This is a genomic window from Gluconobacter potus (assembly GCF_015244705.1).
GTDB lineage: Bacteria > Pseudomonadota > Alphaproteobacteria > Acetobacterales > Acetobacteraceae > Gluconobacter > Gluconobacter potus.
In genome coordinates this window covers 1-23,275 of record NZ_JABCQF010000010.1, presented here as the reverse complement: position 1 = coordinate 23,275, position 23,275 = coordinate 1, and the positions used below count along the sequence as shown (strand labels likewise).

Annotated in this window: 18 protein-coding genes and 1 riboswitch; of the genes, 13 read left to right on the top strand and 5 right to left on the bottom strand. The window is 61.4% G+C overall.

The features are described 5' to 3' along the window. Positions 1-55 precede the first annotated feature (55 nt). A riboswitch (TPP riboswitch) is annotated at positions 56-185 on the top strand. Between the two features lie 92 nt (positions 186-277). From HKD31_RS12520 to HKD31_RS12505, 4 genes are all read left to right on the top strand, one after another. Continuing rightward, positions 278-2,776, top strand: coding sequence for a TonB-dependent receptor (locus HKD31_RS12520; protein WP_194265401.1), 2,499 nt, complete (start codon positions 278-280; stop codon positions 2,774-2,776). A 2-nt stretch (positions 2,777-2,778) separates the two neighbouring features. Next, positions 2,779-3,933, top strand: a complete 1,155-nt coding sequence (locus HKD31_RS12515) for a phosphotransferase enzyme family protein (protein ID WP_194265402.1) — start codon at positions 2,779-2,781, stop codon at positions 3,931-3,933. Beyond that, a complete protein-coding gene (pnuC, locus tag HKD31_RS12510) occupies positions 3,924-4,493 on the top strand; it encodes a nicotinamide riboside transporter PnuC (RefSeq protein WP_194265403.1) in 570 nt (189 codons plus the stop codon). Before HKD31_RS12515 ends, pnuC begins: the two co-directional genes overlap by 10 nt. A 105-nt stretch (positions 4,494-4,598) precedes the next feature. Then, positions 4,599-5,696, top strand: a complete 1,098-nt coding sequence (locus HKD31_RS12505) for an AI-2E family transporter (protein ID WP_062495459.1) — start codon at positions 4,599-4,601, stop codon at positions 5,694-5,696. Positions 5,697-5,700: 4 nt separating this feature from the next. Here the strand turns inward: HKD31_RS12505 and HKD31_RS12500 are convergent, their stop codons facing one another. Further along, entirely contained in the window at positions 5,701-6,627 is a 927-nt protein-coding gene (locus HKD31_RS12500) for a LysR family transcriptional regulator (protein ID WP_194265404.1), read from the bottom strand. A 112-nt stretch (positions 6,628-6,739) separates the two neighbouring features. Here HKD31_RS12500 and HKD31_RS12495 point away from each other — a divergent pair, with 112 nt between their 5' ends. Both HKD31_RS12495 and acnA read left to right on the top strand, forming a co-directional pair. Further along, a complete protein-coding gene (locus HKD31_RS12495; protein WP_194265405.1) occupies positions 6,740-7,762 on the top strand; it encodes an isocitrate/isopropylmalate dehydrogenase family protein in 1,023 nt (340 codons plus the stop codon). 33 nt (positions 7,763-7,795) lie between these two features. Next, positions 7,796-10,489 carry an aconitate hydratase AcnA gene (gene acnA, locus HKD31_RS12490; protein ID WP_194265406.1) on the top strand — a complete coding sequence of 898 codons (2,694 nt, stop codon included), beginning with the start codon at positions 7,796-7,798 and terminating at the stop codon, positions 10,487-10,489. Between the two features lie 117 nt (positions 10,490-10,606). Here the strand turns inward: acnA and HKD31_RS12485 are convergent, their stop codons facing one another. From HKD31_RS12485 to ahpC, 3 genes are all read right to left on the bottom strand, one after another. Next, on the bottom strand, positions 10,607-11,239 hold the full coding sequence (locus HKD31_RS12485) for a LysE family translocator (protein WP_194265419.1): 633 nt from the start codon (positions 11,237-11,239) through the stop codon (positions 10,607-10,609). Between the two features lie 46 nt (positions 11,240-11,285). Continuing rightward, positions 11,286-12,857, bottom strand: a complete 1,572-nt coding sequence (ahpF, locus tag HKD31_RS12480) for an alkyl hydroperoxide reductase subunit F (RefSeq protein ID WP_194265407.1) — start codon at positions 12,855-12,857, stop codon at positions 11,286-11,288. Between the two features lie 124 nt (positions 12,858-12,981). Further along, a complete protein-coding gene (gene ahpC / locus HKD31_RS12475; protein WP_011252874.1) occupies positions 12,982-13,545 on the bottom strand; it encodes an alkyl hydroperoxide reductase subunit C in 564 nt (187 codons plus the stop codon). A 247-nt stretch (positions 13,546-13,792) separates the two neighbouring features. Here ahpC and HKD31_RS12470 point away from each other — a divergent pair, with 247 nt between their 5' ends. The 7 genes from HKD31_RS12470 to HKD31_RS12440 all read left to right on the top strand — a co-directional run bounded on the left by HKD31_RS12470 (position 13,793) and on the right by HKD31_RS12440 (position 22,808). Next, entirely contained in the window at positions 13,793-14,722 is a 930-nt protein-coding gene (locus HKD31_RS12470) for a hydrogen peroxide-inducible genes activator (protein WP_194265408.1), read from the top strand. Positions 14,723-15,223: 501 nt separating this feature from the next. Beyond that, complete coding sequence (locus tag HKD31_RS12465; RefSeq protein ID WP_194265409.1) at positions 15,224-16,453, top strand: acyl-CoA dehydrogenase family protein; 1,230 nt, start codon at positions 15,224-15,226, stop codon at positions 16,451-16,453. Then, positions 16,453-17,820, top strand: a complete 1,368-nt coding sequence (locus tag HKD31_RS12460) for an LLM class flavin-dependent oxidoreductase (protein ID WP_194265410.1) — start codon at positions 16,453-16,455, stop codon at positions 17,818-17,820. The genes HKD31_RS12465 and HKD31_RS12460 overlap by 1 nt, the downstream gene beginning before the upstream one ends. 52 nt (positions 17,821-17,872) lie before the next feature. Next, positions 17,873-20,338, top strand: coding sequence for a TonB-dependent receptor (locus HKD31_RS12455; protein ID WP_194265411.1), 2,466 nt, complete (start codon positions 17,873-17,875; stop codon positions 20,336-20,338). A gap of 1 nt (position 20,339) precedes the next feature. Next, entirely contained in the window at positions 20,340-21,653 is a 1,314-nt protein-coding gene (locus HKD31_RS12450; RefSeq protein WP_194265412.1) for an MFS transporter, read from the top strand. Continuing rightward, on the top strand, positions 21,650-22,582 hold the full coding sequence (locus tag HKD31_RS12445) for a TauD/TfdA dioxygenase family protein (protein ID WP_194265413.1): 933 nt from the start codon (positions 21,650-21,652) through the stop codon (positions 22,580-22,582). The genes HKD31_RS12450 and HKD31_RS12445 overlap by 4 nt, the downstream gene beginning before the upstream one ends. A gap of 7 nt (positions 22,583-22,589) precedes the next feature. Further along, on the top strand, positions 22,590-22,808 hold the full coding sequence (locus tag HKD31_RS12440) for a hypothetical protein (RefSeq protein ID WP_228120662.1): 219 nt from the start codon (positions 22,590-22,592) through the stop codon (positions 22,806-22,808). 108 nt (positions 22,809-22,916) lie between these two features. Here the strand turns inward: HKD31_RS12440 and HKD31_RS12435 are convergent. After that, a partial coding sequence (locus HKD31_RS12435; RefSeq protein ID WP_276529681.1) for an NAD(P)-dependent oxidoreductase occupies positions 22,917-23,275 on the bottom strand: 359 nt, incomplete at its 5' end.

The following is a 23,275-nucleotide window of genomic DNA, read 5'->3' as shown; positions in this document are numbered from 1 at the left end:
CGGCTTCGGGCGGCTCCGTCATGTTGACAATTTCTCTTCCAGAGAGGATTTGTGACGCTTCACCGTGGGGGGCTCCGACATGGGGCTGAGATTCTGCTGGTGTGACCCTTAAAAGTCATGCGGCGCAGTGACCCATTGAACCTGATCCAGTTCATACTGGCGGAGGGATGGTGGTCGCTGTCTGCCCGACGCATGCTCATGCACAACGCAGCCAGCAGCTTGAACCTTTCCTGTCAGAGCTGAGATCTCATTGCTTGCAGGCGAGGAGTCTCTCATCATGGCACACAGACAACCTCCGGCCCTTCCGGCCCCAGCGTCTGTCAGACCATACTGCCCCAATACCCGGGAAACACCTGCGTCTCCCGTCTTGCGTCCGCGATATCGCAGTCTTCTGCCCGTCCTGCTCGGCACAACGGTCTGTTTTTCGGTCGCGCGTGCCGCCGATACGCCGGCTACGACCAAGCCACCGGTCCAGCAGACAGCATCCCAGACGCAGGCCGTCCAAACGCATGCAGTTAAGCCCCTCAGGGCCGAGCACATCATCGTGCACCGGATTCCGGACAGCGCTCCCGGCAACCAGCCGGGGGGCGGACTGATCCATCTGCAGGACGGCGTGAAATCCGTCAGTACGGTCAGTCAGGATTTCATTTCCAAACAGGCCCCGATGGCAACAGCTTTCCAGCTTGCCTCCATGCTGCCCGGCGCCAATGTCGCCTCGTCCGATCCGATGGGCTTTTCCCCGAATACGAACATCACCGTCCGCGGTCTCGATAACAGCGCCATCGGCTATGTGCTCGAAGGCATGCCGCTGAATGACGTGGCCTATTATTCCGGCACGCCGAGCCAGTTCGCGGACAGTGAAAACTATCAGGAAATCGCCCTGGCTCAGGGATCGGCCGATCTCGACAGCCCGGTCCTGAACGCGGCCGGCGGCCTGATGAACCTGACATTCCGCGACCCCGCCAAAAAAGCCGGGGGCGATGCCAGCGTGTCTTATGGGTCCTACAACACCAACCGCGAATTCATCCGCCTCGATACCGGCGACATCGCCCATACCGGCATCCGTGGCTTCATATCCTATTCTCATGGCGCAACCGACAACTGGCGCGGCCCCGGACGCGACGAGAAACAGCACGTCGATTTCAAGTTCCTCAAGGAATGGGGGCAGGGCAACCGCGCCAGTCTCCTCGGCTCTTTCAACACAACCATCACAAGCTGGTATCCCGAACCGACGATGGAGAGCTGGAAATCGGACGGGATCAAAGGGCAGAACAACCTTCTGGCCCGCTATGACAGCAGCAATCCCGAAAACGGCGCGAATTACTGGCGCCTGTGGCGGGACGGAGAGCGCACGCTTTATGGCGGAGCGCCCGTTCATCTGACACTGACAGACCGCCTGTCCCTGGACGTCACACCTTACGCCCAGTTCGCCTATGGCAACTGGCCAGGCGGAAGCACGATGTCCACCTCCGGTCTCTATCAGGGCACGCAGGCCCTGTCCGACACGCTGAACCTGCCCGGCGCGCAGGACGGCGTCGGCGTGGTCCGCGCAGACTATACCCAGCGCAGCTACCGCTCCGGCTTTACCAGCGCCCTGCATTACAAGACCGGCTGGAACGATTTCGTTCTCGGTTACTGGTACGATTACGGCGATGACAACGAGCAGCAGCCGTTCACAGCCGTCCAGACCAATGGATATGCTCCGGATATCTGGGCGGAAAACGGCAAGGACGTGATCCGCCTGTCAAACGGCGAGCGACTTCTGGGCGGCAGTTTCCACACCATTTCCCAGACCAATGCCCTGTTCGTCGGCGATCACATGTCCCTGCTGCACGACCATCTGGCCATCGACCTCGGCTTCAAGGCCGTCATGATGAGCCGTGACGGCACGAACAGCCTGCCGGGGCCGCAGTACCATGTCGCGTCCAACAGCATGGAGCCCCTGCCCCGTCTGGGCGTGCGCTGGCGGATTGATGGCGAGAACCAGCTTTTCTTCAATGCCACGACCAATTTCCGCGCCCCCGATCAGACCGCGCTTTACAACACCTATGACCCCTCATCGGGCGAGATGTACGGAACCGGCTCCACGGATGTCCGCAATGAATATTCCATTTCCGAAGAGCTGGGATATCGCCGGACGGGACGCTGGATCATCGGCAGCCTGACGCTGTTCAACTACAACTTCACCAACCGCCAGATCTCCACGCAGGCCGTGCAGAACGGCTCCATTGTCAGCACGACCATGAATGCCGGCGGCCAGACATCACGCGGCGTGGACGTGGAAATCGGCCTGCGCCCCTGGCACCATTTCAGCCCCTATGTGTCGGGTGAATACCTGCACGCCACCATCGACAACGACCTGATGTCCGGCGGGGACCTTCTGCGCACCCGTGGCAAAATCGCCGTCCGCAGCCCCACCCTTCAGGCCGCAGCCGGGCTGAGTTACGATGACGGACACATCTTCGGCGTCGCCACCGTGCATTACACCGGCCACCAGTACGCCACCTTCATGAATGACGAGCGCGTCTCGGATCATACGACGGGTGATCTCGCCATCGGCTACCGCTTTTCGGACCACGTCCATCTGCATCAGCCGACCCTGCGGATGAACTTCATCAACATCACGAACGAGCACTATCTTTCCGGCGTGGCGAGCCCCACCCTGAACGCGAAGGACACGACCGGCGTCTATGGCACCACCATCGCCGGCAGTGCCCCGAGCTATTATATCGGTGGCGGCTTCGCGGCCCTGTTCACCGCCTCCACGGGATTCTGAGCATGGCAGAGGCATCCGGACAGTTCGGCGTCAACGGTCCCGAAAACAAACGGGACTGGCCGGCACTGTCGGATGCCGAAGCCTGCGAGGTCCTGTCCCATTTCCCGCTTCCAGCTCCGGCCCGACAGGTCATCTGGCATGGACGGCGACCGTTTTCCTCGACGGGCGTCGTCGCGCTGGCGGATGGGAGCCAGGTTTTCGTCAAACGTCATGACCATTGCCTACGCGATGCCACGGCTCTCGGGGAAGAACACCGCTTCATCACGCATCTGGCCGAACAGGGCGTTCCAGTCGGCCAGACATGGCGCACAAAAACCGGTCAGGCCGCCCTCGATCTCGGTGGGTCAGCATACGAAGTCTTTTCCATCATGCCCGGCCATGACCTGTACGAAACCGTGCAGTCCTGGGAGCCATTCCACAACGTCAAGCACGCCTTTTCGGGCGGCCTGCATCTGGGACGGCTTCATGAGGCCGCCAGAAGCTTTGATGCCCCTGCACGTCCTTCACGACGCCCCCTGCTCTCCACGTTCGAGGTCATCACATCGCCTGACCTGATGGCCGGACTGGAACGCTGGATCCCGCAACAGGCCGGGCTGACAGAGGCCCTGACCCGTCATCCCTGGCGTGAGGATATCCCTACCGCCCTGCTGCCGTTTCATGAGAGACTGAAACCCCATCTCGGCACGATCCAGCCCCGCTGGGGCCATGGCGACTGGCACCCCTCCAACCTGTTCTGGACCGGGACGGGCGCCGATGCACAGGTCTGCGGCATTCTCGATTTCGGCATGTCGGACCGGACCTGCGCCGCCTATGATCTTGCGGTCGCCATCGAACGCACCGCCATCGCATGGCTCGAACCCCAGAACGACTGCCCTGTCATTCATGAACGGCTCGAAGCGTTCCTGTCGGGCTATCTGGCGCAATATGCGCTCTCCCGCGAAGAACGCCGTCTGGTACCCCTCTTCCTTCCGCTTGTGCACGTCGAATATGCCCTCTCCGAGGTCGCCTATTACGAGACGCTGGTCCACGACCGGGCTGGCGTGAAAGCGGCCTATACGGACTATCTTCTGGGCCACGCGCACTGGTTCGGCTCGCCCTCCGGGCAGCAGTTCCTGCGCTGGCTGACCCGGATCCTTCAGGCCCCTTCATGTCCCTGATCGAAATTCTGGGCGCCGTCCTCAGCGCACTCGCCGTCTGGCTGACGTCACGACGCAGCATGATCTGCTGGCCCGTTTCACTGGCAGCGGCGGGGCTTTACTGCTGGGTGTTCCTCAAAGCGCGGCTCTATGCCGATGCAGGGCTTCAGATCGCGTTCTGCCTGTATGTTGTCTACGGCTGGCGGCACTGGCGCCGGATGGAAAAACCGGATGGCCGGATCCGCGTCCGGCGCCCGACACGCCGTACCCTTCTGAACGGTCTGCTCTGCGGCGCAGCGGGAAGCGCGGTCTGGGCCTTCGTCCTCGCGCGCTTCACCAATGATCCCATGCCCGTCACGGATGCTACCCTCACGGCCTACAGCATTCTCGCCCAGTGCTGGGACACCATGCGCTATCGCGAAACCTGGTCCCTGTGGATCGTGGTAGACAGCGCCTATGTCGCCCTGTTCATCAGCCGTGGCCTTTACCCGACGGCAGTCCTGTATGCCGGCTTCGTCCTGCTCGCCGTCAACGGATACCGCCTCTGGAAGCCCGATCCGTCAGCCGCCTCACCAGACTAAGCATTCGCAGATTTCAGATACCCCTACTTTCTCCTGCGGGCAGATCGGCCTATCTTTCCCAGCGCAGCACTGCTGATTTTATTTCCACGGAAAGCCAAGCCTTCAATGCCAGACCTTTTCCAGAACGGTTCTCAGGACAATACCCGGTCCGTTCTGGTTGCCCTGCTGGCGAGCGGCATTGTCATCAGCGCCATCTGGATCCTCAAGCCGTTCCTTCCCGCCACGATCTGGGCCGTCACGATCGCGGTGACGACCTGGCCCATGCTGCGACGGCTTCAGACCTTCGTCGGAAACAGCCGCCGGGTGGCCGTTTCCCTCACCATCCTGATTGCGATGCTGGTGTTCATCCTGCCGCTCTGGCTCGCCATCACGACGGTTTCGAGCCATTTCGGCGATATCATCGCGCTGGTCTCCTCGTCTTCCACGCTCCACATCCCGGATGAGCCGCCATGGATGGGCCGGCTTCCTCTGGTCGGTCCGCATATCGCGCCATTCTGGGACCGCATGCAGCGCATGCAGTTCCCCGAAATGATCCGGCAGGTCATCCCGGCGCCGGAAACCCTCATCCACACATTTCTGGCCTATGCGGGCAGTTTCAGCATTCTGGCCCTGCAGTTCATCCTCACGCTGGTCATCCTCGGTGTGCTCCTGATGCGCGCGGAATCAGCGATCGCGGTTGCGGACACACTCGTCACCATCCTGGCGGGCAATCGCGGCAAGGAAATGCTTCAGCTCGCCGCCTATACGATCCGGGGCGTGGCCTTTGGCGTGACCGTCACCGCAGTCGTTGAATCCGCCGTGGCCGGCATTGGACTGAAACTCGCAGGTGCGCCCTGGGTCAGTATCCTGACCGCCGTGACCTTCATGGTCTGCCTGCTTCAGGCCGGACCGGGCGTCACCCTGATCCCGGCCGTGATCTGGGTCTATTTTGACCGTGGTCTTGCCCCGGCAGCGCTTCTGCTGGTCGTCACCATCATCACGATCATCATCGATAACGTCCTGCGCCCGTTCCTGATCCGCAAACAGGCCGATATCCCGCTCATTCTCATCATGCTCGGCGTGATTGGCGGGCTCGGCGGACTGGGGCTGGTCGGGATCTTCATCGGCCCACTGATCCTGTCCGTGGCCTATACTCTGACCAAGAGCTGGATCAGTGACTCCCGCCAGACACCCCCATCCGTTTCAACGCCTCTGGACTCCTGAACCCTCATTCCGCCGCGACCGCGCCATAGGCCTGCCGGATACGGCGGGCCTGATGGATGAAATACAGCTTGGCCCCCGTCATCCGAACCGAACGGAACACCAGATAAAGCGGCGCCGTCAGGGCCGTACGGGACGAAAGCGGGATATAGACCACCTGCCCGGCGTGATGCTGCTGCATGGACTGGGGCACGAGTGAAATGCCCAATCCTCCTGCCACAAGGTTCAAGGCTGCCAGAAGCTGCGGGCCTTTCTGGCGGATCCGCGGGGTAAAGCCTGCGCCCAGACAGGCATCCACGATCGTCTTGTACAGGCCGTTATTGTACTGGCTCTGATACAGGATGAAGTCCTCGTCCTCAAGTTCAGCCAGTTTCAGACCCGCAGCCGGGGCCTCTTTTGCAAGACGATGGCTCTTTGGCACTGCCAACACCATCGGCTCTTCCACGATCAGTTCGACCACCACATCCGACACATAGGGAATGGACGTCCGGACGAAAGCAACATCCACGGTATCTTCCCGCAATGCCCCCAGAAGCTGGCTGGAATTGCCTTCCGTCAGCGTCAGCCCGACATCCGGCCAGGTCTCGCGAAACTGTCCCAGCAGATCGGGCAGACTGGGATGACACAGCGCGGAGTTCGTGAACCCGATCGACAGTTCTCCGGCCTCACCACGCACGATCCGCCGGACATCCTCGACCGTCTCATCCATACGTTCGATGACATCATATGCTCCCTTGAGCATGCTGCGCCCGGCCGAGGTCAGGCGCATACCGCGGGCATGACGTTCAAAGAGCTGAACACCAAGTTCCTGCTCCATACCCTTGAGCAACCGGGTCAGTGGAGGCTGCTGGATCCCGAGACGCTCGGCGGCACGGGTCAGATTGCGTTCTTCGGCAATGGCGATGACGGCATGGAGATGTCTGAGCTCAATCATTCCATACCTTTAAAGTATGATGAAACCCTGCTGCAAACATTGGTTCGCACATGAAACTTCTTTAAGGTCCGCCGCGTCACAGACCCACCCTTTGACCGAACAGGAACGCGCCATGACCAAGACCATTCCCGCCACACTCATCGCCGGTGACGGAATTGGCCCGGAAATCATGCAGTCGGTCACGACCGTCATGGAGGCCCTCGGCGCCCCCTTCCTCTGGGATCCCCAGAGCGCAGGCGTAGGCGCATTCGACCAGCACGGTACGGCCCTTCCCGAGGCCACGCTCGACAGCATCCGCCGCACCGGCCTCGTGCTGAAAGGGCCGCTGACCACGCCTGTGGGCAAGGGCTTCCGCTCCATCAACGTCACGCTGCGTCAGGCGTTTGACCTGTACGCCAATGTCCGCCCGACCCAGACGATCGTCCCTGGCGGCCGCTATGAAAACGTCGATCTGGTCGTGATCCGCGAGAACATCGAAGGCCTGTATGCTGCGATGGAGCATTACATGGCCGTGGACGGCGATCCCGAAGCCGTGGCCTATGGTGCGGGGTTCAATACCCGCGCGGAATGCAACCGGATCGTCCGCTTCGCCTTCGAATATGCCGTGAAGCACAACCGCAAGAAGGTGACGCTCGTCCACAAGGCGAACATCCTCAAAATCCTGAGCGGCCTGTTCCTGCATGAAGGTCGCAAGGTCGCTGCGGAATATGAAGGCCGCGTGGCGCTGGAAGAACGCATTGTTGACGCCTGCGCGATGGAGCTTGTGATCCGTCCGGAGAATTACGACGTCATCGTCACGACCAATCTGTTCGGCGATATCCTGTCTGATCTGACAGCCGGTCTCGTGGGCGGCCTGGGTATGGCGCCAGGTGCGAATATCGGCGAGAAAATGGGCATCTTCGAGGCTGTGCACGGCTCCGCGCCAGACATTGCCGGACAGGGCATTGCCAATCCGCTGGCGCTGATGATGGCAGGCAGCATGATGCTCGCCCATGTCGGACGGCAGGACCTGTCCCAGCGTCTGGACGGTGCGATGAAGCAGATCCTTCAGGTCGAAGGCCTCCGGACCCGCGATCTGGGCGGCAAGGCCACCACGCAGGACGTCACGCAGGCCCTTCTGCGCGCCATCCAGTAATTTTCTGACAGCCCTTCAAGGAACATTCCTATCATGAAACAGGTTGGACACGACCTTCTGGACTGCCAGCGCGACCTCTCGATCGAGGGGCGCTCCTATCGCTATTTCTCCCTGCCCGTCGCGGCGGAAAAACTGGGCGACATCTCGCGACTGCCCGTCAGCCTGAAGGTGCTGCTCGAAAACGTCCTGCGCTTTACGGATGGCTCGACCTATCGCGTCGAGGACGCGCAGGCGATCGTTGACTGGACGAAGAACGCCCACTCCACGCAGGAAGTGCCGTTCAAGCCAGCCCGCATTCTGATGCAGGACTTCACCGGCGTTCCGGCCGTGGTCGATCTGGCGGCCATGCGCGACGGTATCGTCTCGCTCGGCGGTGATCCGCAGAAGGTCAATCCACTCGTCCCCGTCGATCTGGTGATCGACCATTCCGTCATGGTGGACGTCGCCGGGCGCAAGGACGCGCTCCAGCAGAATGTCTCGCTGGAATTCGAGCGCAATGGCGAGCGTTACGCGTTCCTGCGCTGGGGGCAGGAAGCGTTCGACCAGTTCCGCGTCGTCCCGCCCGGTGCGGGCATCTGCCATCAGGTCAATCTGGAATATCTGTCCCAGGTGGTCTGGACGGGGACGGTCGGCGACGTCACCTACGCCTATCCCGACACGCTGTATGGCACGGATTCCCACACGACCATGGTCAATGGCCTGGGCGTTCTGGGCTGGGGCGTTGGCGGAATCGAGGCCGAAGCCGCCATGCTCGGACAGCCGATTTCCATGCTCATCCCCGATGTCGTGGGCTTCCGGATGGAAGGACGTCTGCCGGAAGGCACGACCGCGACCGATCTGGTCCTGACCGTCACGCAGATGCTGCGCGCCAAGGGCGTGGTCGGCAAGTTCGTGGAGTTTTTCGGCCCGGCGCTGGATCATCTGCCAGTCGCGGATCGCGCGACCATCGCAAACATGGCGCCGGAATATGGCGCGACCTGCGGCTTCTTCCCCGTGGATGCGCTGGCGCTCGACTATCTGCGCCAGACCGGCCGTGACGAGCATCGCATTGCACTGACGGAGGCCTGGCTGCGGGCACAGGGCATGTTCCGCGATGCCTCCACGCCCGAGCCAGTCTTTTCGGATATTCTGACGCTGGATCTGGGCACGGTCACGCCCTGCATTTCCGGCCCCAAACGCCCGCAGGACCGGATCGAACTCTCTGCCGCCACTCCGGCGTTCGAAAAAGCCCTGACGGAATCGCTCAGCGTCAAACCCGCCGACATTCACAAGACCGCCCCCGTCGCTGGCACGGATTATGCGATCGGACATGGCTCCATCGTCATCGCCGCCATCACGTCCTGCACCAACACGTCCAACCCCGCCGTTCTGGTCGCGGCCGGACTGGTGGCCCGCAAGGCCAGGGCGCTCGGCCTGATGCCGAAGCCCTGGGTAAAAACGTCGCTCGCACCGGGCTCGCAGGTCGTCACGGACTATCTGGATCGCGCCAATCTGAGCGCCGATCTGGACGCGCTGGGTTTTGAGACGGTCGGCTATGGCTGCACGACCTGCATTGGCAATTCCGGCCCGCTGGCGAAGGAACTGGTGGACGCCATTGAAGGCAATGGTCTGGTGGCGACTTCGGTCCTGTCCGGCAACCGAAACTTCGAGGGTCGGATTTCGCCCAACGTCCGCGCCAACTATCTCGCAAGCCCGCCGCTCGTCGTCGCCTATGCGCTGCTGGGGACGATGCGCGAAGACATCACGACAGCCGTTCTCGGACACGCGCCCGACGGCACGCCGGTTTACCTGCGCGATATCTGGCCGACCAACCACGAGATCGCGGAGCTTGTCGGCTCTGCCGTCACGCGCGAAGCGTTCGTCGAGAGGTACAGCCACATCACGGAAGGCACGAAGGAATGGCAGGCCCTCGCCTCTGCCGGAACCTCGGCCACCTATGACTGGCAGCCGGGCTCGACCTATGTGCAGAACCCGCCCTATTTCGACGGCCTGACCGCCGAACCCACGCCCACGAAAGACATTTCCGGCGCGCGGATTCTGGCGCTGCTGGGTGACAACATCACGACCGATCACATCTCCCCGGCCGGTGCAATCGCACCGTCCTCCCCGGCAGGCGTGTATCTACAGGAACATCAGGTCGCGGTGAAGGATTTCAATTCCTACGGCTCCCGTCGTGGCAACGACCGCGTCATGGTCCGGGGCACCTTCGCCAATATCCGCATCCGCAACGAGATGGCGCCCGGAACCGAAGGTGGCGTCACGCTGCATCAGCCGGATGGCGCGAAGATGTCCATCTATGATGCCGCCAGCCGTTATGCGCAGGACGGGGTGCCGCTCGTCGTGTTCGGCGGCAAGGAATACGGCATGGGCTCGTCCCGTGACTGGGCCGCAAAGGGCACGCGCCTGCTCGGCATCAAGGCCGTCATTGCCGAGAGCTTCGAGCGCATCCACCGCTCCAACCTCGTCGGCATGGGCGTCCTGCCCCTGACCTTCGAGCCGGGCACGACGCGCAAGACGCTGGGGCTGGACGGCACGGAGACGATCGCCATTCACGGCATCGAAACCCTGACACCGCGCCAGACCTTAACCATGACGATCACCCGTCAGGATGGCAGCACGCAGGATGTCCCGCTGCTGTGCCGTGTCGATACGGTCGATGAGGCGGAGTATTACCGCAACGGGGGCATCCTGCCCTACGTCCTGCGGGGAATGGCTTCAGCGAACTGAAAAAATGGCGGGGCTTCGGCCCCGCCATTTTAATGATGGGTGATGCCGTAAGACACGATGGCGCAGGTTGCTCCCACGACGAAGCAGATCATGAAGAGATAGGTTTTGGTCATCGGGTCAGGCTCTCCTGCTCAGCGCCAGTTTAAGACTGAACGCGATAAAAATCCCGCCCGTCAGCCTGTCCATGCGCCGCACAACCACGGGGCTGGAAAGAAACCGTCCCAGCGGCACGGTCAGGGCGACGAGAAGCGCCAGCCACGAGAAGGACAATATGGCCTGAATGGCCGTCAGCAGGAGCGAAAACTCCTTTACGTTCACATGCGGTGGAATGAACTGCGGCATGAACGTCATGTAGAAAATGCCGACCTTGGGATTGAGCAGATTGGTCAGCAGGCCCCGGCGAAACGCCGCGCGGGCATCGTCATGCACCGGGACCGTCTCCGCTATCCCAAGCGAAGCCCGGGGATGCAGGATCAATCCGATCCCAAGCCAGGCGAGATAGAGCGCGCCAGCCCATTTGACGACCGTAAACGCCGTCTCGGAGGCCGCCAGCAGCGCCGTCAGCCCAAAGGCCGCCGCGAGTCCCCAGATGCCCAGCCCGAGGCAGATCCCCGTAACGGCCGCCAGACCGGCCTTCCAGCCGGACGTCGTGGCCGTTCGCAATGTCATGGCCGTATCAAGGCCCGGCGTAATCGTGAAAACAGCCGCCGCGGCAGCAAACGTCAGAAGGGGGATCAGGTAAGGATGCATGCGCAAGACCTACACCGCCTCCCGAAAACCCCCAATCCTTCTTTTCTCAGTTCGCCTTCGCCGCCACCGGCAGACGGATCAGATAATCGAATGCCGACAGGGAAGCCTTCGCGCCCTCACCCATCGCAATGACGATCTGCTTGTAAGGCACGGTCGTCGCATCGCCCGCCGCAAACACGCCCGGAACAGACGTCCCGCAGTGGTCGTCAATGACGATCTCGCCATACGGGCTGAGCTTCAGCGTACCCTTCAGCCATTCCGTATTGGGCAGCAGACCGATCTGTACAAACACGCCATCCGTCTTGATCTGATGCAGCCCACCATCGCCATCGCTATAGGTCAGGCCGGTCACTTCCTTGCCGTCACCCTCGATCTTGGTGGTCAGGGCGTTCGTCAGAACCGTGACATTCGGCAGGCTCAGCAGCCGGTCCTGAAGCACCTTGTCCGCCTTGAGATGCGCCCCGCGCTGCAGCAGCGTGACATGCGAGACGATCCCCGCAAGGTCGATCGCCGCTTCCACGCCGCTATTGCCGCCGCCGGTCACCACAACCGGACGCCCCTTGTAGAACGGACCGTCGCAATGCGGGCAGTACGCCACACCCTTGGTGCGATACTCGTCCTCACCCGGCACACCCAGATGCCGCCAGCGCGCACCGGTCGCAATAATGACCGTCTTCGAGCGCAGGATCGCGCCACTTTCCAGAACGATCTGGTGCAGCCCACCGGTCTGCTCCGCCGGGATCAGCTTCGCCGCAAGCTGCGAGGCAATGATCTGCACGTCATACTGACGCACATGCGCCTCAAGTGCTGCCGAGAGTTTCGGGCCGTCCGTTTCCGGCACGGAAATGAAGTTCTCAATCCCGGCCGTATCCATGACCTGACCGCCAAACCGCTCGGCCACGAGGCCCGTGCGCAGGCCTTTCCGTGCAGCATAGATCGCCGCCGCATCACCGGCTGGCCCCGCACCAAGCACCAGCACGTCAAACGGCGCCATATCATTCAGCTTCTCTGCCGAACGGGCCACGGAAGCCGTGTCCAGCTTGGCCAGGATATCCGCCACTTCCATCCGGCCCGACGCAAAGGGCTCACCGTTCAGATAGACCTGCGGGACCGAGCGGATGCCAAGGCGCTCCACCTCATCTTGGAAATCTGCCCCATCGATGGCCGTGTGATGGATCTTCGGATTCAGCACGCTCATGGCATTGAGCGCCTGCACCACATCCGGACAGTTCTGGCAGGACTGGGAGAAATACGTCTCGAAATGGTAGTCCCCGTCCAGCGCACGGATCTGCGCAACCACATCCGCTTCGATTTTCGGCGGATGCCCGCTGACCTGAAGCAGCGCCAACACCAGGGACGTGAACTCGTGCCCCATCGGCAGACCGGCAAAGCAGACCTGCACATCCGTGCCCGGCCGGCGGATCACGAAGGACGGGATGCGGGTGCCGTGCCCCTTGTCCGAGAACGTGACCTTGGGAGACAGGCTGGCAATATCTTCCAGCAGACCGCGCACCTCATTGGAGCGGTCATCCGTACCAAGGGTCGCCTCAAGCACGACCGCATCACGCAGGTACTCCATATAGGCGCGCATCTGGGTTTTCAGGTCATCCTGAAGCATTGTTTTTCTCCGGATTTCGGGGTTTGGAGTTCGAGCCGGAAGACTGTCCGGTGCAGCAGCCTCCACAAAGGAGGCGGGGCTGGTGGAACCCGAAGGTCCCACCATCATCAGATCCGGTGCCGAATCAGATCTTGCCGACGAGGTCGAGGGACGGCTTCAGCGTCTCGCCGCCTTCCTTCCACTTGGCCGGGCAGACTTCACCCGGATGCGTGGCGACGTACTGGGCAGCCTGGATCTTGTCGAGCAGTTCGGCAGCACTCCGGCCAACGCCACCAGCGGTGATCTCGATGTACTGGATCTTGCCTTCCGGATCGATCAGGAACGTGCCGCGGTCAGCCAGACCGGCTTCCTCGATCAGCACATCAAAATTGCGTGCGATCGTGCCCGTCGGGTCACCTAGCATCGTGTACTTGATCTTGCCGATGGCCGGCGACGTGTCGTGCCAGGCCTTGTGCGTGAAATGCTTGTCCGTGGAGACGGAATAGATTTCCACGCCCAGCTTGTCGAAAGCGGCCTGGTTGTCAGCGAGATCTTCAAGTTCAGTCGGGCAGACGAACGTGAAGTCAGCCGGGTAGAAGAAGAAAACGGACCACTTGCCGCGAACGTCGGAGTCCGTGACCGTGAGGAACTCACCGTTGCGGAAAGCATCGGTAGAGAAGGGCTTCAGCGGGGAGTTGATGCGAACCATCAGACTGTCTCCTGACCTTGGGTTGAAGTTGTGTTGCGGACTCTGTGTCCCACAGAAAGAGAGGGACAGGAAACAGTTCCTGTCAATATGACTGATCGCTAAAACCGAATTGACGAGATGAAGATATCAAGACTCCCGATCAGAAAACGTGGAGCTTTTTCCTGAAGCCGGCCTGTTTCAACGCTATTTTTTCCTGACAGGCAGAACCGCACTTCCCCATTGAGATATTCGGTCTTATCTATGGGACATGAGCTATGTTCCCCTTTCCGGCCTGTCCCTGCGCGATATCGAATATGTGGTTGCGGTCGATGACCTGCGCAACTTCTCCCGCGCGGCAGAACGCTGCGGCGTCAGTCAGGCCGGACTGTCCGAACAGGTCCGCAAGCTCGAACAGCTTCTGGACGTAACGCTTTTCGAACGCTCCCGGCGCCATGTCGCCCCGACGCCCGATGGTGAACGGCTCCTTGCGCTCGGCCGCGAGGTTCTGGCGGCCGCCCGCAACCTGCTCGAAGTCGCCCGCGCCCAGACCGGACCGATGGAAGGCCCCCTGCGTCTCGGCGTCATCCCCACACTCGGCCCCTATTACATCCCCGGCCTTCTGCCCCGCCTGCGGGAACATTATCCATCCCTCAGCCTGCGCCTGCGCGAGAACATGACGGACACGCTTGTCCACGCCCTGCGCAACAGCGAGCTGGACGTGGCCCTGATGGCCCTGCCCACGCCGTCGGACGCGCTGGAATGCGCGCCACTTTTCGAGGAGGCCTTCCTCGCCGTTTTCCCGAGCACACATGAACTGGCGCACAAACCGAAACTTTCCCTGAGCCAGCTCGGCCGCCCGGACCTGCTTCTGCTTGAGGACGGGCACTGCCTGCGCGATCAGGCCCTGTCCATCTGCCCGACGGTACCCCGCGAAGGCGAGCAGCGTCTGGCCACCAGTCTCGAGATGCTGTGGTACATGATCGGTGCCGGCGAGGGCTTTTCCCTCATCCCGCAGATCGCACTCCGCAATCGCGCGGATTTCGAAGATCTGATCACCGTCCGCAGCCTGCCCGAACCCGAAGCACGCCGTACGATCGGCCTGACCTGGCGCGCCTCCGACCCCCGTGCCCCGGTCTTCCGCGAGTTCGCAGCCTATCTGCGCAGCATCACTCCGGAACACTGCCACGCCTGCAACTGAACAGGCGTCACGAAGAATAGTGCTGGCCGTCGCCCGGCCAGTACCGCCCAGGATACAGCCCAGCCCAAGGCACAGGTGCATATCGGGCTTTCCAGAAAAATACGTGTGATCATCAGCTTCCACTCACGAACAGATGATCCGCCTGCCGCCAGCGTTTGCGAATGGGGTCCAGGTCACATTCTCCCCATGCTGCGCAGATGCCGTATCGGCCCTGAACCCGCCTTGAACCGTCCCGGTTTCAGCTACTTCTGAATGCCCGCTCCGATCATACAGCGAGGGGCACAACGCCCAATTTAAAACACTTATTTTTATAGTTATTTAGTTAAATAACTATGTTGTTGACGGAACAAAAGAATCACTACAATAATTCTTGTATTATCAATAAAACGAAACGGTTTAGTTTTATGTGTGCAACGCTGCTCTGTTCCTGTCCTCCGATGATGCCAGGTTCCTTCCTGCTCTCATCTCCTTTGTTCGGACCGCACGCCACAGGCAGATACCATGACCTACATATCCGCTCCGCTTCCTGACCTTTCCCTTCTCTGGGGACAGGATGCCCGTGAAACCACTCCGTTTCACGACCGCTTCACTCCCGTTTTCGAGCAGATCCGCAGGCAGGCACTGCACGCCGAACTGAACCGCGAACTGCCTTTCGAACAGATCCGCCTCCTTAAGGAGAGTGGCTTTACGGCCCTTCGTGTTCCCGTCGCCCATGGTGGTCTGGGCGCCAGCCTTGAAGATCTGTTCTCCCTCATCACGGCGCTGGCCACGGCCGATTCAAACGTCGCGCAGGCGCTCCGGGCCCATTTTGGCTTCGTCGAGCATCTCCTGTCAGAACCCGCTGGCGCATACCGGGCAAAATGGCTCGACCGCCTCGGCGCCGGACAGACCGCAGGGGCCGCCGCCGCGGAAGGGCCGGCCTCCAAACGCGATCTGTTCAGCACGACCCTGTCCCGGACGGATGGCCAGTGGGTCATCAACGGCTCCAAGTTCTTCACCACTGGCTCCCTCTATGCCGACTGGCTGACCGTCACCGGCACCACCGAAGACGGACAGACCGTCAAGACGCTCGCTGCGCGCAACGATCCCGGCCTTGAGATCGTCGATGACTGGGATGGCATCGGCCAGCGACTGACCGCCAGCGGCACCGCGCATTTCCGCAATGTCCATACGGAAGAAGACGACCTGCGCTACGGCAACACGGCCTTCCCGTATTCACAGGCCTTCTTCCAGCTCTATCATCTGGCCACAGTGGCCGGCATCGCCCGCGCTGCCGCAACAGACGTTGCGGATGCCGTCCGTCGCCGCAAGCGCACCTTCAGCCACGGCAATGCGGACCTTCCCGCCGAAGACCCGCAGATCCTTGAAGTCGTGGGGCATGTCTTCAGTGGTGCCTACATTGCTGGGGCTGCCGTCGAACGCGCCGCCCGCGCCATTCAGGCCGTCGCGGACAGCCCCGCTCCGGAGCTCGACCTCACGGTTGCACGTGCCGAACTCGAAGTCTGGCAGGTTCAGGACCGTATCCTGCCATTGGTACTCGAAGCCACGACCGCCCTGTTCGATGCACTGAGCGGCGGTGCCACCCTTCGCGTCGCCGGATTGGACCGGCACTGGCGCAACGTCCGCACGCTCGGCAATCACAATCCGCGCGTCTATCGCACGCGTGTCGTCGGAGATTATGCTGTCAACGGCACTCTTCCGCCACTCCAGTGGCGCGTGGGAATAGCGTAATGGGACAGCACATCATCCTCAATGGCTTCACGATGGCCACCGTCTCGCACCTGAATTATGGCCTGTGGCGCCATCCCGCGGACCAGACCCACCGTTACAAGGATATCAGCTACTGGACCGAGCTGGCCCGGACGCTCGATGATGCCGGCTTTGATGCCCTGTTCATCGCAGATGCGCTTGGTCAGATCGACGTTTACGGCAACAGCCCGGACGCCGCCCTGAAGCACGGCATCCAGTCCCCGCTGATCGACCCGCTGCTGCTGGTGTCGGCCATGGCCGCTGCCACAACGTCGCTCGGCTTCGGCATTACGCTGTCCACGACCTACGAACATCCTTATCTACTCGCCCGCAAGCTCACGACCCTCGATCATCTGACGAAGGGGCGTCTGGGCTGGAACATCGTGACCTCGCAGCAGGAAAGCGCGGCCCGCAATCTCGGGCTGGACCATCAGATCCCGCATGATGAGCGTTATGACCGCGCCGACGAGTTCATGGATGTCGTCTACAAGCTCTGGCTGAAATCCTGGGAAGAGAACGCCGTCATCCGCGGCCAGACAGCTTCAGGCGAATGGATCTATACCGATCCGGAAAAAGTCCATCCTATCCGCCATGACGGCCAGTACTACCGCGTCCCGGATGGCCATACCGCTGAACCCAGCCCGCAGCGTGTTCCCGTCCTTCTTCAGGCCGGCGCCTCCGCTCGGGGCGGCGCTTTCGCGGCCAAGCATGCGGAAGTCATTTTCGTTGTCGGGGCCGGAGCGGAAGGCACGCGAAAGAACGTCCGGCGCATCCGGGAAGAAGCCGCCCGTGAAGGCCGCGATCCTGCAAGCCTGCGCTTCATCTGCGCTGCCGCCGTCGTGGTGGGCGAGACGGAAGAAGAGGCCATCCGCAAGTTCGCGGAATACAAGGCGTTCTACGACGCAACCGGATCGCTCATTCATTATTCCTCCATGACGGGCGTGGATTTTTCAAAGAACCAGACGGATGAGGTCCTGACCTATCGCCCGACGGAAGCCAGCCAGTCCGTCCTCGAACAGTTCGACCCTGCCATCAGCGGCCGGTCCTGGACCATCGCCGAAGCAACGAGCCCGGCGGAAGGATTTGGCCGCGCCAAGACTTTCGTCGGCAGCCCCGGAACTGTCGCGGACCAGATCGAACGCTGGCTCGAAGATTCAGAAACCGATGGGCTGAACCTGATCCAGGTCGTCAACCCGGACAGCTACAACGACTTCATCCGCCTCGTCCTGCCGGAACTGAAGCGGCGCGGTCGCATCAAACCCAAACCTGGCAAAACCCTGCGCGAAAGCCTTTTCCCGCAGAACACATCCGCACACCCGGCCGCCGACCATCCGGCCTGGCGCTGTTGATCCTCCCAAGACCTGAAAATCCCCGTTTCCTGTATCTTGTGAGTGTCTCTCCATGCCCGCTTTCCCGTTTTCGAGCCGCGCTGCCATCCGCACGTCCAGCAGTTCCATTTCCCTGATTGCCCTGCTGACCCTGTCGGTCAGCACGCATGCCTTCGCCGCGACAACCACACCGACCACAAAGCCCGGTGAGAAATCCCGTCATGCCACACCGGCACAGCCTGCTCACAAGCCATCCACCAAAGCACACGCATTGACATCCCACACCACCGAGAACATCGGCGTGGAAGGACACCGGCAGGCGAACTGGGTGTCCAATCCCGTCTCTGCCGTCACGATCCGCGAATATGCGGCCGGAACCAATCCGCTTAAGGCCCTGACGCGCCTGCCCGGAGTGCTGTTCAATTCCGGTGATCCGCAGGGCGTAAACACTTGGGAAAATTCGTTCCTGATGCACGGCTTTGACCAGAGCCAGATCGGCATGACACTGGATGGCATCCCGCTCGGGGACCAGCAGTTCAGCAACGTCAACGGCCTGAGCCCGACATCGGCCATTTCGTCCGAGAATATCGAACGCATGGATGTATCAGCCTCCACGGGTTCGGAAAGCGTGGCCAGCACCTCCAATCTGGGCGGCACGGTGCAGTTCATCTCCCGTGATCCATCCCATAAGCGCGGTGCCAGCGTGAACCAGACCTTTGGCAGCAACTCGACCTACCGCACCTTCCTGCGCCTCGAAAGCGGGGATCTGAACCGCCAGGGCACGCGCTTTTATGTCTCCTATGCCCGCAACGACACAGACAAATGGCGCGGCGGACAGGACCAGTTCATGCAGCAGGTCAACGCCAAGGTCCTGCATCCGATCGGGCAGGACAGCCGCATCACGGCGTTCTTCGACTACGCCGATCTGGAGATGCAGAACTACCAGGACTACAGCCTGGACATGTTCAACAACGGTGGCTACGCGATCGATAATTTCATCGGCCAGCCCGGCGGTTACGAAAAAGCCTATCGTCTGGCACTGGCCCAGCGTGGTCTGCCTGGCGGACAGGTCCCGGCCGCCTACGCCAACCTCAAAAGCCCCTATACCGCGTCCTATTACGAAGGCGCGCAGATGCAGCATTCCTATATCGGGGGCGTCTCGGCCGATCTTGCCCTGACCGACCGCCTGCGCTGGCAGAGCACGGTATATGGACACCGTTCCTATCAGCGCGGTTCGGTCGCAAGCCCGCTGATCTCATCCCCCAACGGCGCACCGCTGATCGATCAGGTTACGCAGCCCGACACGGACCGCTTCGGCTTCACGACATCGCTATCCTACCGCATCGCGCATAACGTCCTGAATGCCGGAATCTGGTACGAAAACACCCATTTCGACATCAGTAAACCGCTCTATCAGGAGCCCCTGCTGGAAGACGTGCTCAATGGCACGGCAACGCCGGTCAATGGTCTCGACAATCTCAAGAATCCCTTCGAAGACGGCTACAGACAGGTCTTCAATACCAACACGTTCGTCGCCTATTTCCAGGATACCTACCGCGTCACCAACACCATCTCGCTTCATGCCGGTTTCCGCTCCGTCCTGAACACGACCCGCGTCAGTGCACTCGCCAACTGGGAAACCTACACGCGCACCACCGCCATTGCGGGCGGAGATTCCCTGACATCAAGCAAACCTTTCCTGCCGCATTTCAGCGGGGAATGGCGTTTCGCTCCCGGCCATCAGCTCTATTTCGACATTGCGGAAAACGTGAAGGTCTATCCCGTCTCGGGCTACAACAGCGGCACATCCCCGTTCTCGACCTCACAGGCGGCCTATCTGGCCTCGAAGAATACTCTGCAACCTGAAACCGACTGGAACTTCGCCGGTGGCTACCGATATACCGGCCGCCTCGTCAGTGGCTCGCTCTACGGCTACCATACGATCTTTTCCAACCGGTTGCAGCGCATCTCCACTGGCCCGACAACCCAGCCTTACACGACCATCCAGAATGTCGGCGGCGTAACGATGACCGGCGTGGACGGGGCCGTGACCCTCACCCCCGTCAAGGGGCTGAGCCTGACCAACAGCATCAGCTACAACCATGCTGTCTACGACAACAACATCACCCAGACCGTCAACGGCGCAGTCGTCACCTACAACATCCGGGGCCAGCAGGTCGTGGCCTATCCGCGCCTGATGTACCACGCTGATCTGTCCTACACCTGGCACGATCTTCAGGCCCATATCGAGGCCCAGTATGTCGGCAAGCGAAACCTCAGCTACACGGGCGACACGAAAGTCCCGTCCTACTGGCTGACCAATTTCGGCGCCCGCTATGACCTGACCAAGCAGCTCCACCGCCTGTCCCATACGGGCTTCCTCCAGCACCTCTCGCTGGACTTCAACGTCTATAATCTGACGAACGTGAAATACATCTCCACCATGGGCCAGAACGGCTATCCCATGTCCGGCGATTACCAGTCCGTCGTCCTCGGTGCGCCACGCCAGTATTTCGGCGCCGTTCATGCGGATTTCTGAGATGCAGACGACGTTTCCCGCCCCCTCTGTTTCAAACGGTCCGCTCCTGCCCGCCAGCCGCCTGCCGCGGAGCTTTGCTCTCCAGTATGCCGGGCTTCTGGTCTTCATGATCGGAGATGGCGTTGAGGTCGGCTATCTGTCGCCGTTCCTGGTTCAGACGGGCCAGACGGAGCATTTCGTCGCGCTCCTCTTCACCGCCTATGGACTGGTCGCGGCGCTGGCTGCCTGGTTCTCGGGACTGCTATGCGATATTTTCGGCAGCCGGACCGTTATGACGGCCGGCCTGCTGTTCTGGATACTCCCGCAGCTCCTGTTCCTTGGCGTGGCCATCCCGGCCCACTCTCCAGCGCTTCTTCTGCTAACCTACGGGTTGCGGGGGGCGGGTTATCCGCTGTTCTCCTACGGACTGCTGACCCTGCTCGTCACCACAATCCGGCAGGACCGTCTGGGCCGTGCCGTCGGGCTGTTCTGGTTCTGCTTTACCTGCGGCCTGCCTACGGTCGGGTCCATCGTGGCGCAGCTCCTTCTGCCGGTTTACGGACAATACGTTACGCTCTGGATCGCACTTCTCGGCGTCGGAGCAGGTGGCGTGCTTGCCGTCCTGCCGCTGTCCGCGACCCCGCGCGCGCAGAAAGGCAGCCTGAAGGACATTGGCCCCACCCTGCGCGAAACCGTCCGTCAGATTCGCCAGAATCCGGGTGTGGGGCTGGCGTGCATCGTACGTGCAGTCAATTCCAGCGCCACGCATGGCCTGATCGTCTTCATGCCGTTCTTTTTTACAGGCCGCCTTGGCCTGTCGCAGGATGTATGGATCCGGTTTCTTGAAATCATTTTCGCCAGCAACATCGTCTTCAACCTGCTGATCGGCTTTGCCAGTGACTATATTTCCTGGCGCCAGACCGTCATCTGGTTTGGCGGCATCGGCAGCGCGCTGAGCTGCGTCGGACTGTACTGGATCCCGCTGCTCTACGCACAAAGCAGCCTGCTTGCGGTCTACGCCTCAGCCGCCGTCTTCGGCATGACGCTCGCCGGATACGTGCCGCTTTCCGCCCTGACCCCGTCCCTTCTGCCGGACCATAAGGGCATCGCCATGTCCCTGCTCAACCTCGGGGCGGGCAGCAGCGTCTGGATCGGCCCCTTCATCGTTTACGCGTTCGAAGGCACCGTCGGCACACAGGGGATCATCCTCATCTACGCCGCACTTTTCCTGACCAGCGCCCTCCTCACCTTCTTCATCACACCACCGACCGTCACGCGTCCCGACCGCGTCAGCAACCACACCACACTCCCCCAGTCCGAAGGAGTCCCCTCATGAAAACCCTGCGTATCGTCCCCCGCGACCCCACGGCCGCCGACAGCCTCACGACTGAAAAGGTCACATCCCGCATCGGGGCCATCGTGCACGGCATCAACGCCCGCAAGCCCCTGCCCGAAGAGCACAAAGCCTTTCTCCATGAGGCGCTGCTGCGCCACAAGGTGATTTTCCTGCGCGACCAGTTCCTTGATGACGCCCAGCATGAAACTCTCAGCCGCATCTTCGGAGACCCCATCCTCCACCCGACCATCCCCGCCGCCGAAGGCACCCCCTACACATTCGAACTGAAATCCCGCAACGGCCGCTCCACGGATTCCTGGCACACGGATGTCACGTTCGTTCCCGCCTATCCCAAGGCCTCGATCCTGCGCGCCATCACGATCCCGCCCTATGGCGGCAGCACGCTCTGGGCCAATACCGCCACGGCCTACGACGACCTGCCCGCCTCGCTGCAACAGCTCGCGGACACGCTCTGGGCGGTTCATGGCAACGACTACGACACCAATTTTTACAAATACGATACCCGCAACGAGGAAATCGCCGATTTCCGCGCCCGCTTCATTTCACGCATTTACGAAACAGAACACCCTGTGGTCCGCGTCCATCCCGAAACCGGCGAACGCACACTGATCCTGGGCCATTTTTTCAAGGAAATCCGCGGCATTCCCACCCAGCACGCCAACCGGCTCCTGGAAATCTTCCAGTCCTACATCACGCAGATCGACAATACCGTCCGCTGGAACTGGAAGCCCGGTGACATCGCCATCTGGGACAATCGCGCCACCCAGCATTACGCCACGGCCGATTTCGACACCCATCCCCGCCTCCTGCGCCGGATCACGGTGCGCGGAGACATTCCCGTCAGTGTCACCGGTGAACCGAGCCACCTGCTCAAAGGCCCCGATGATGGCCACAACCTTGATCACTGAAGCCCGAATGGATGTCTTGTGCGCCATATTCCCCCGTGTGGAAATGACGGCCTGTACCGATGTTAATGTCCGCGCATTGTATGACATGATAGACGAGTTCCAGCTCAACACCCTTGATCCACTGGCCGATTTCATCATCAAGCGTTCCCGACAGGCCGTTCTGGGCAAGATCGCGGCCCTTCCGCAGAGCACGTGGTCCCATAAAATGACCATCGAAGAATACTAGACACCCCAGACCTATGCCATCACCACTAGCAGCGGCGGTGGTTTGGGCGCTCGCTGAAACAGGCCTGCCTCTCTCTCCGTCAGGAAGAGGGAGGCAGGTTCATAAAAGTCAGAGACAGTGCGGCGGCACACGCCCCGCCAGAGCATCCTGAACCTGTGACGCGCATAGCATCGCCATGCGCCGCAGAGCCTGTTCCGTCGTCGCACCGATATGTGGCGTCAGAACGACATTCGGCGCTCCAAGCAGCGGATCATCCGGCAGAGGGGGCTCGGGGGACATCACGTCCAGACCTGCTCCGCCCAGATGCCCTGCCTTCAGAGCCTCCGCCAGCGCAGGACCGTCCACTTCTCCCCCACGACTGGTATTGATGAGGATCGCCCCCTGCTTCAGGCGCGACAGGGCCGAAGCGTCAATCGTGGGACGACCACTTCCCTGTGCCGGGCGATGCAGGGAGAGGACATCGGACG

Coding starts and splice junctions, on each gene's coding strand:
- acnA (WP_194265406.1), top strand. CDS start 7,796: ATGAAACAGGTTGGACACGACCTTCTGGACTGCCAGCGCGACCTCTCG.
- HKD31_RS12440 (WP_228120662.1), top strand. CDS start 22,590: ATGGATGTCTTGTGCGCCATATTCCCCCGTGTGGAAATGACGGCCTGT.
- HKD31_RS12500 (WP_194265404.1), bottom strand. CDS start 6,627: ATGATTGAGCTCAGACATCTCCATGCCGTCATCGCCATTGCCGAAGAA.
- HKD31_RS12515 (WP_194265402.1), top strand. CDS start 2,779: ATGGCAGAGGCATCCGGACAGTTCGGCGTCAACGGTCCCGAAAACAAA.
- HKD31_RS12495 (WP_194265405.1), top strand. CDS start 6,740: ATGACCAAGACCATTCCCGCCACACTCATCGCCGGTGACGGAATTGGC.
- HKD31_RS12455 (WP_194265411.1), top strand. CDS start 17,873: ATGCCCGCTTTCCCGTTTTCGAGCCGCGCTGCCATCCGCACGTCCAGC.
- HKD31_RS12485 (WP_194265419.1), bottom strand. CDS start 11,239: ATGCATCCTTACCTGATCCCCCTTCTGACGTTTGCTGCCGCGGCGGCT.
- ahpC (WP_011252874.1), bottom strand. CDS start 13,545: ATGGTTCGCATCAACTCCCCGCTGAAGCCCTTCTCTACCGATGCTTTC.
- HKD31_RS12450 (WP_194265412.1), top strand. CDS start 20,340: ATGCAGACGACGTTTCCCGCCCCCTCTGTTTCAAACGGTCCGCTCCTG.
- HKD31_RS12465 (WP_194265409.1), top strand. CDS start 15,224: ATGACCTACATATCCGCTCCGCTTCCTGACCTTTCCCTTCTCTGGGGA.
- HKD31_RS12470 (WP_194265408.1), top strand. CDS start 13,793: ATGAGCTATGTTCCCCTTTCCGGCCTGTCCCTGCGCGATATCGAATAT.
- HKD31_RS12505 (WP_062495459.1), top strand. CDS start 4,599: ATGCCAGACCTTTTCCAGAACGGTTCTCAGGACAATACCCGGTCCGTT.
- HKD31_RS12445 (WP_194265413.1), top strand. CDS start 21,650: ATGAAAACCCTGCGTATCGTCCCCCGCGACCCCACGGCCGCCGACAGC.
- HKD31_RS12460 (WP_194265410.1), top strand. CDS start 16,453: ATGGGACAGCACATCATCCTCAATGGCTTCACGATGGCCACCGTCTCG.
- HKD31_RS12520 (WP_194265401.1), top strand. CDS start 278: ATGGCACACAGACAACCTCCGGCCCTTCCGGCCCCAGCGTCTGTCAGA.
- ahpF (WP_194265407.1), bottom strand. CDS start 12,857: ATGCTTCAGGATGACCTGAAAACCCAGATGCGCGCCTATATGGAGTAC.
- pnuC (WP_194265403.1), top strand. CDS start 3,924: ATGTCCCTGATCGAAATTCTGGGCGCCGTCCTCAGCGCACTCGCCGTC.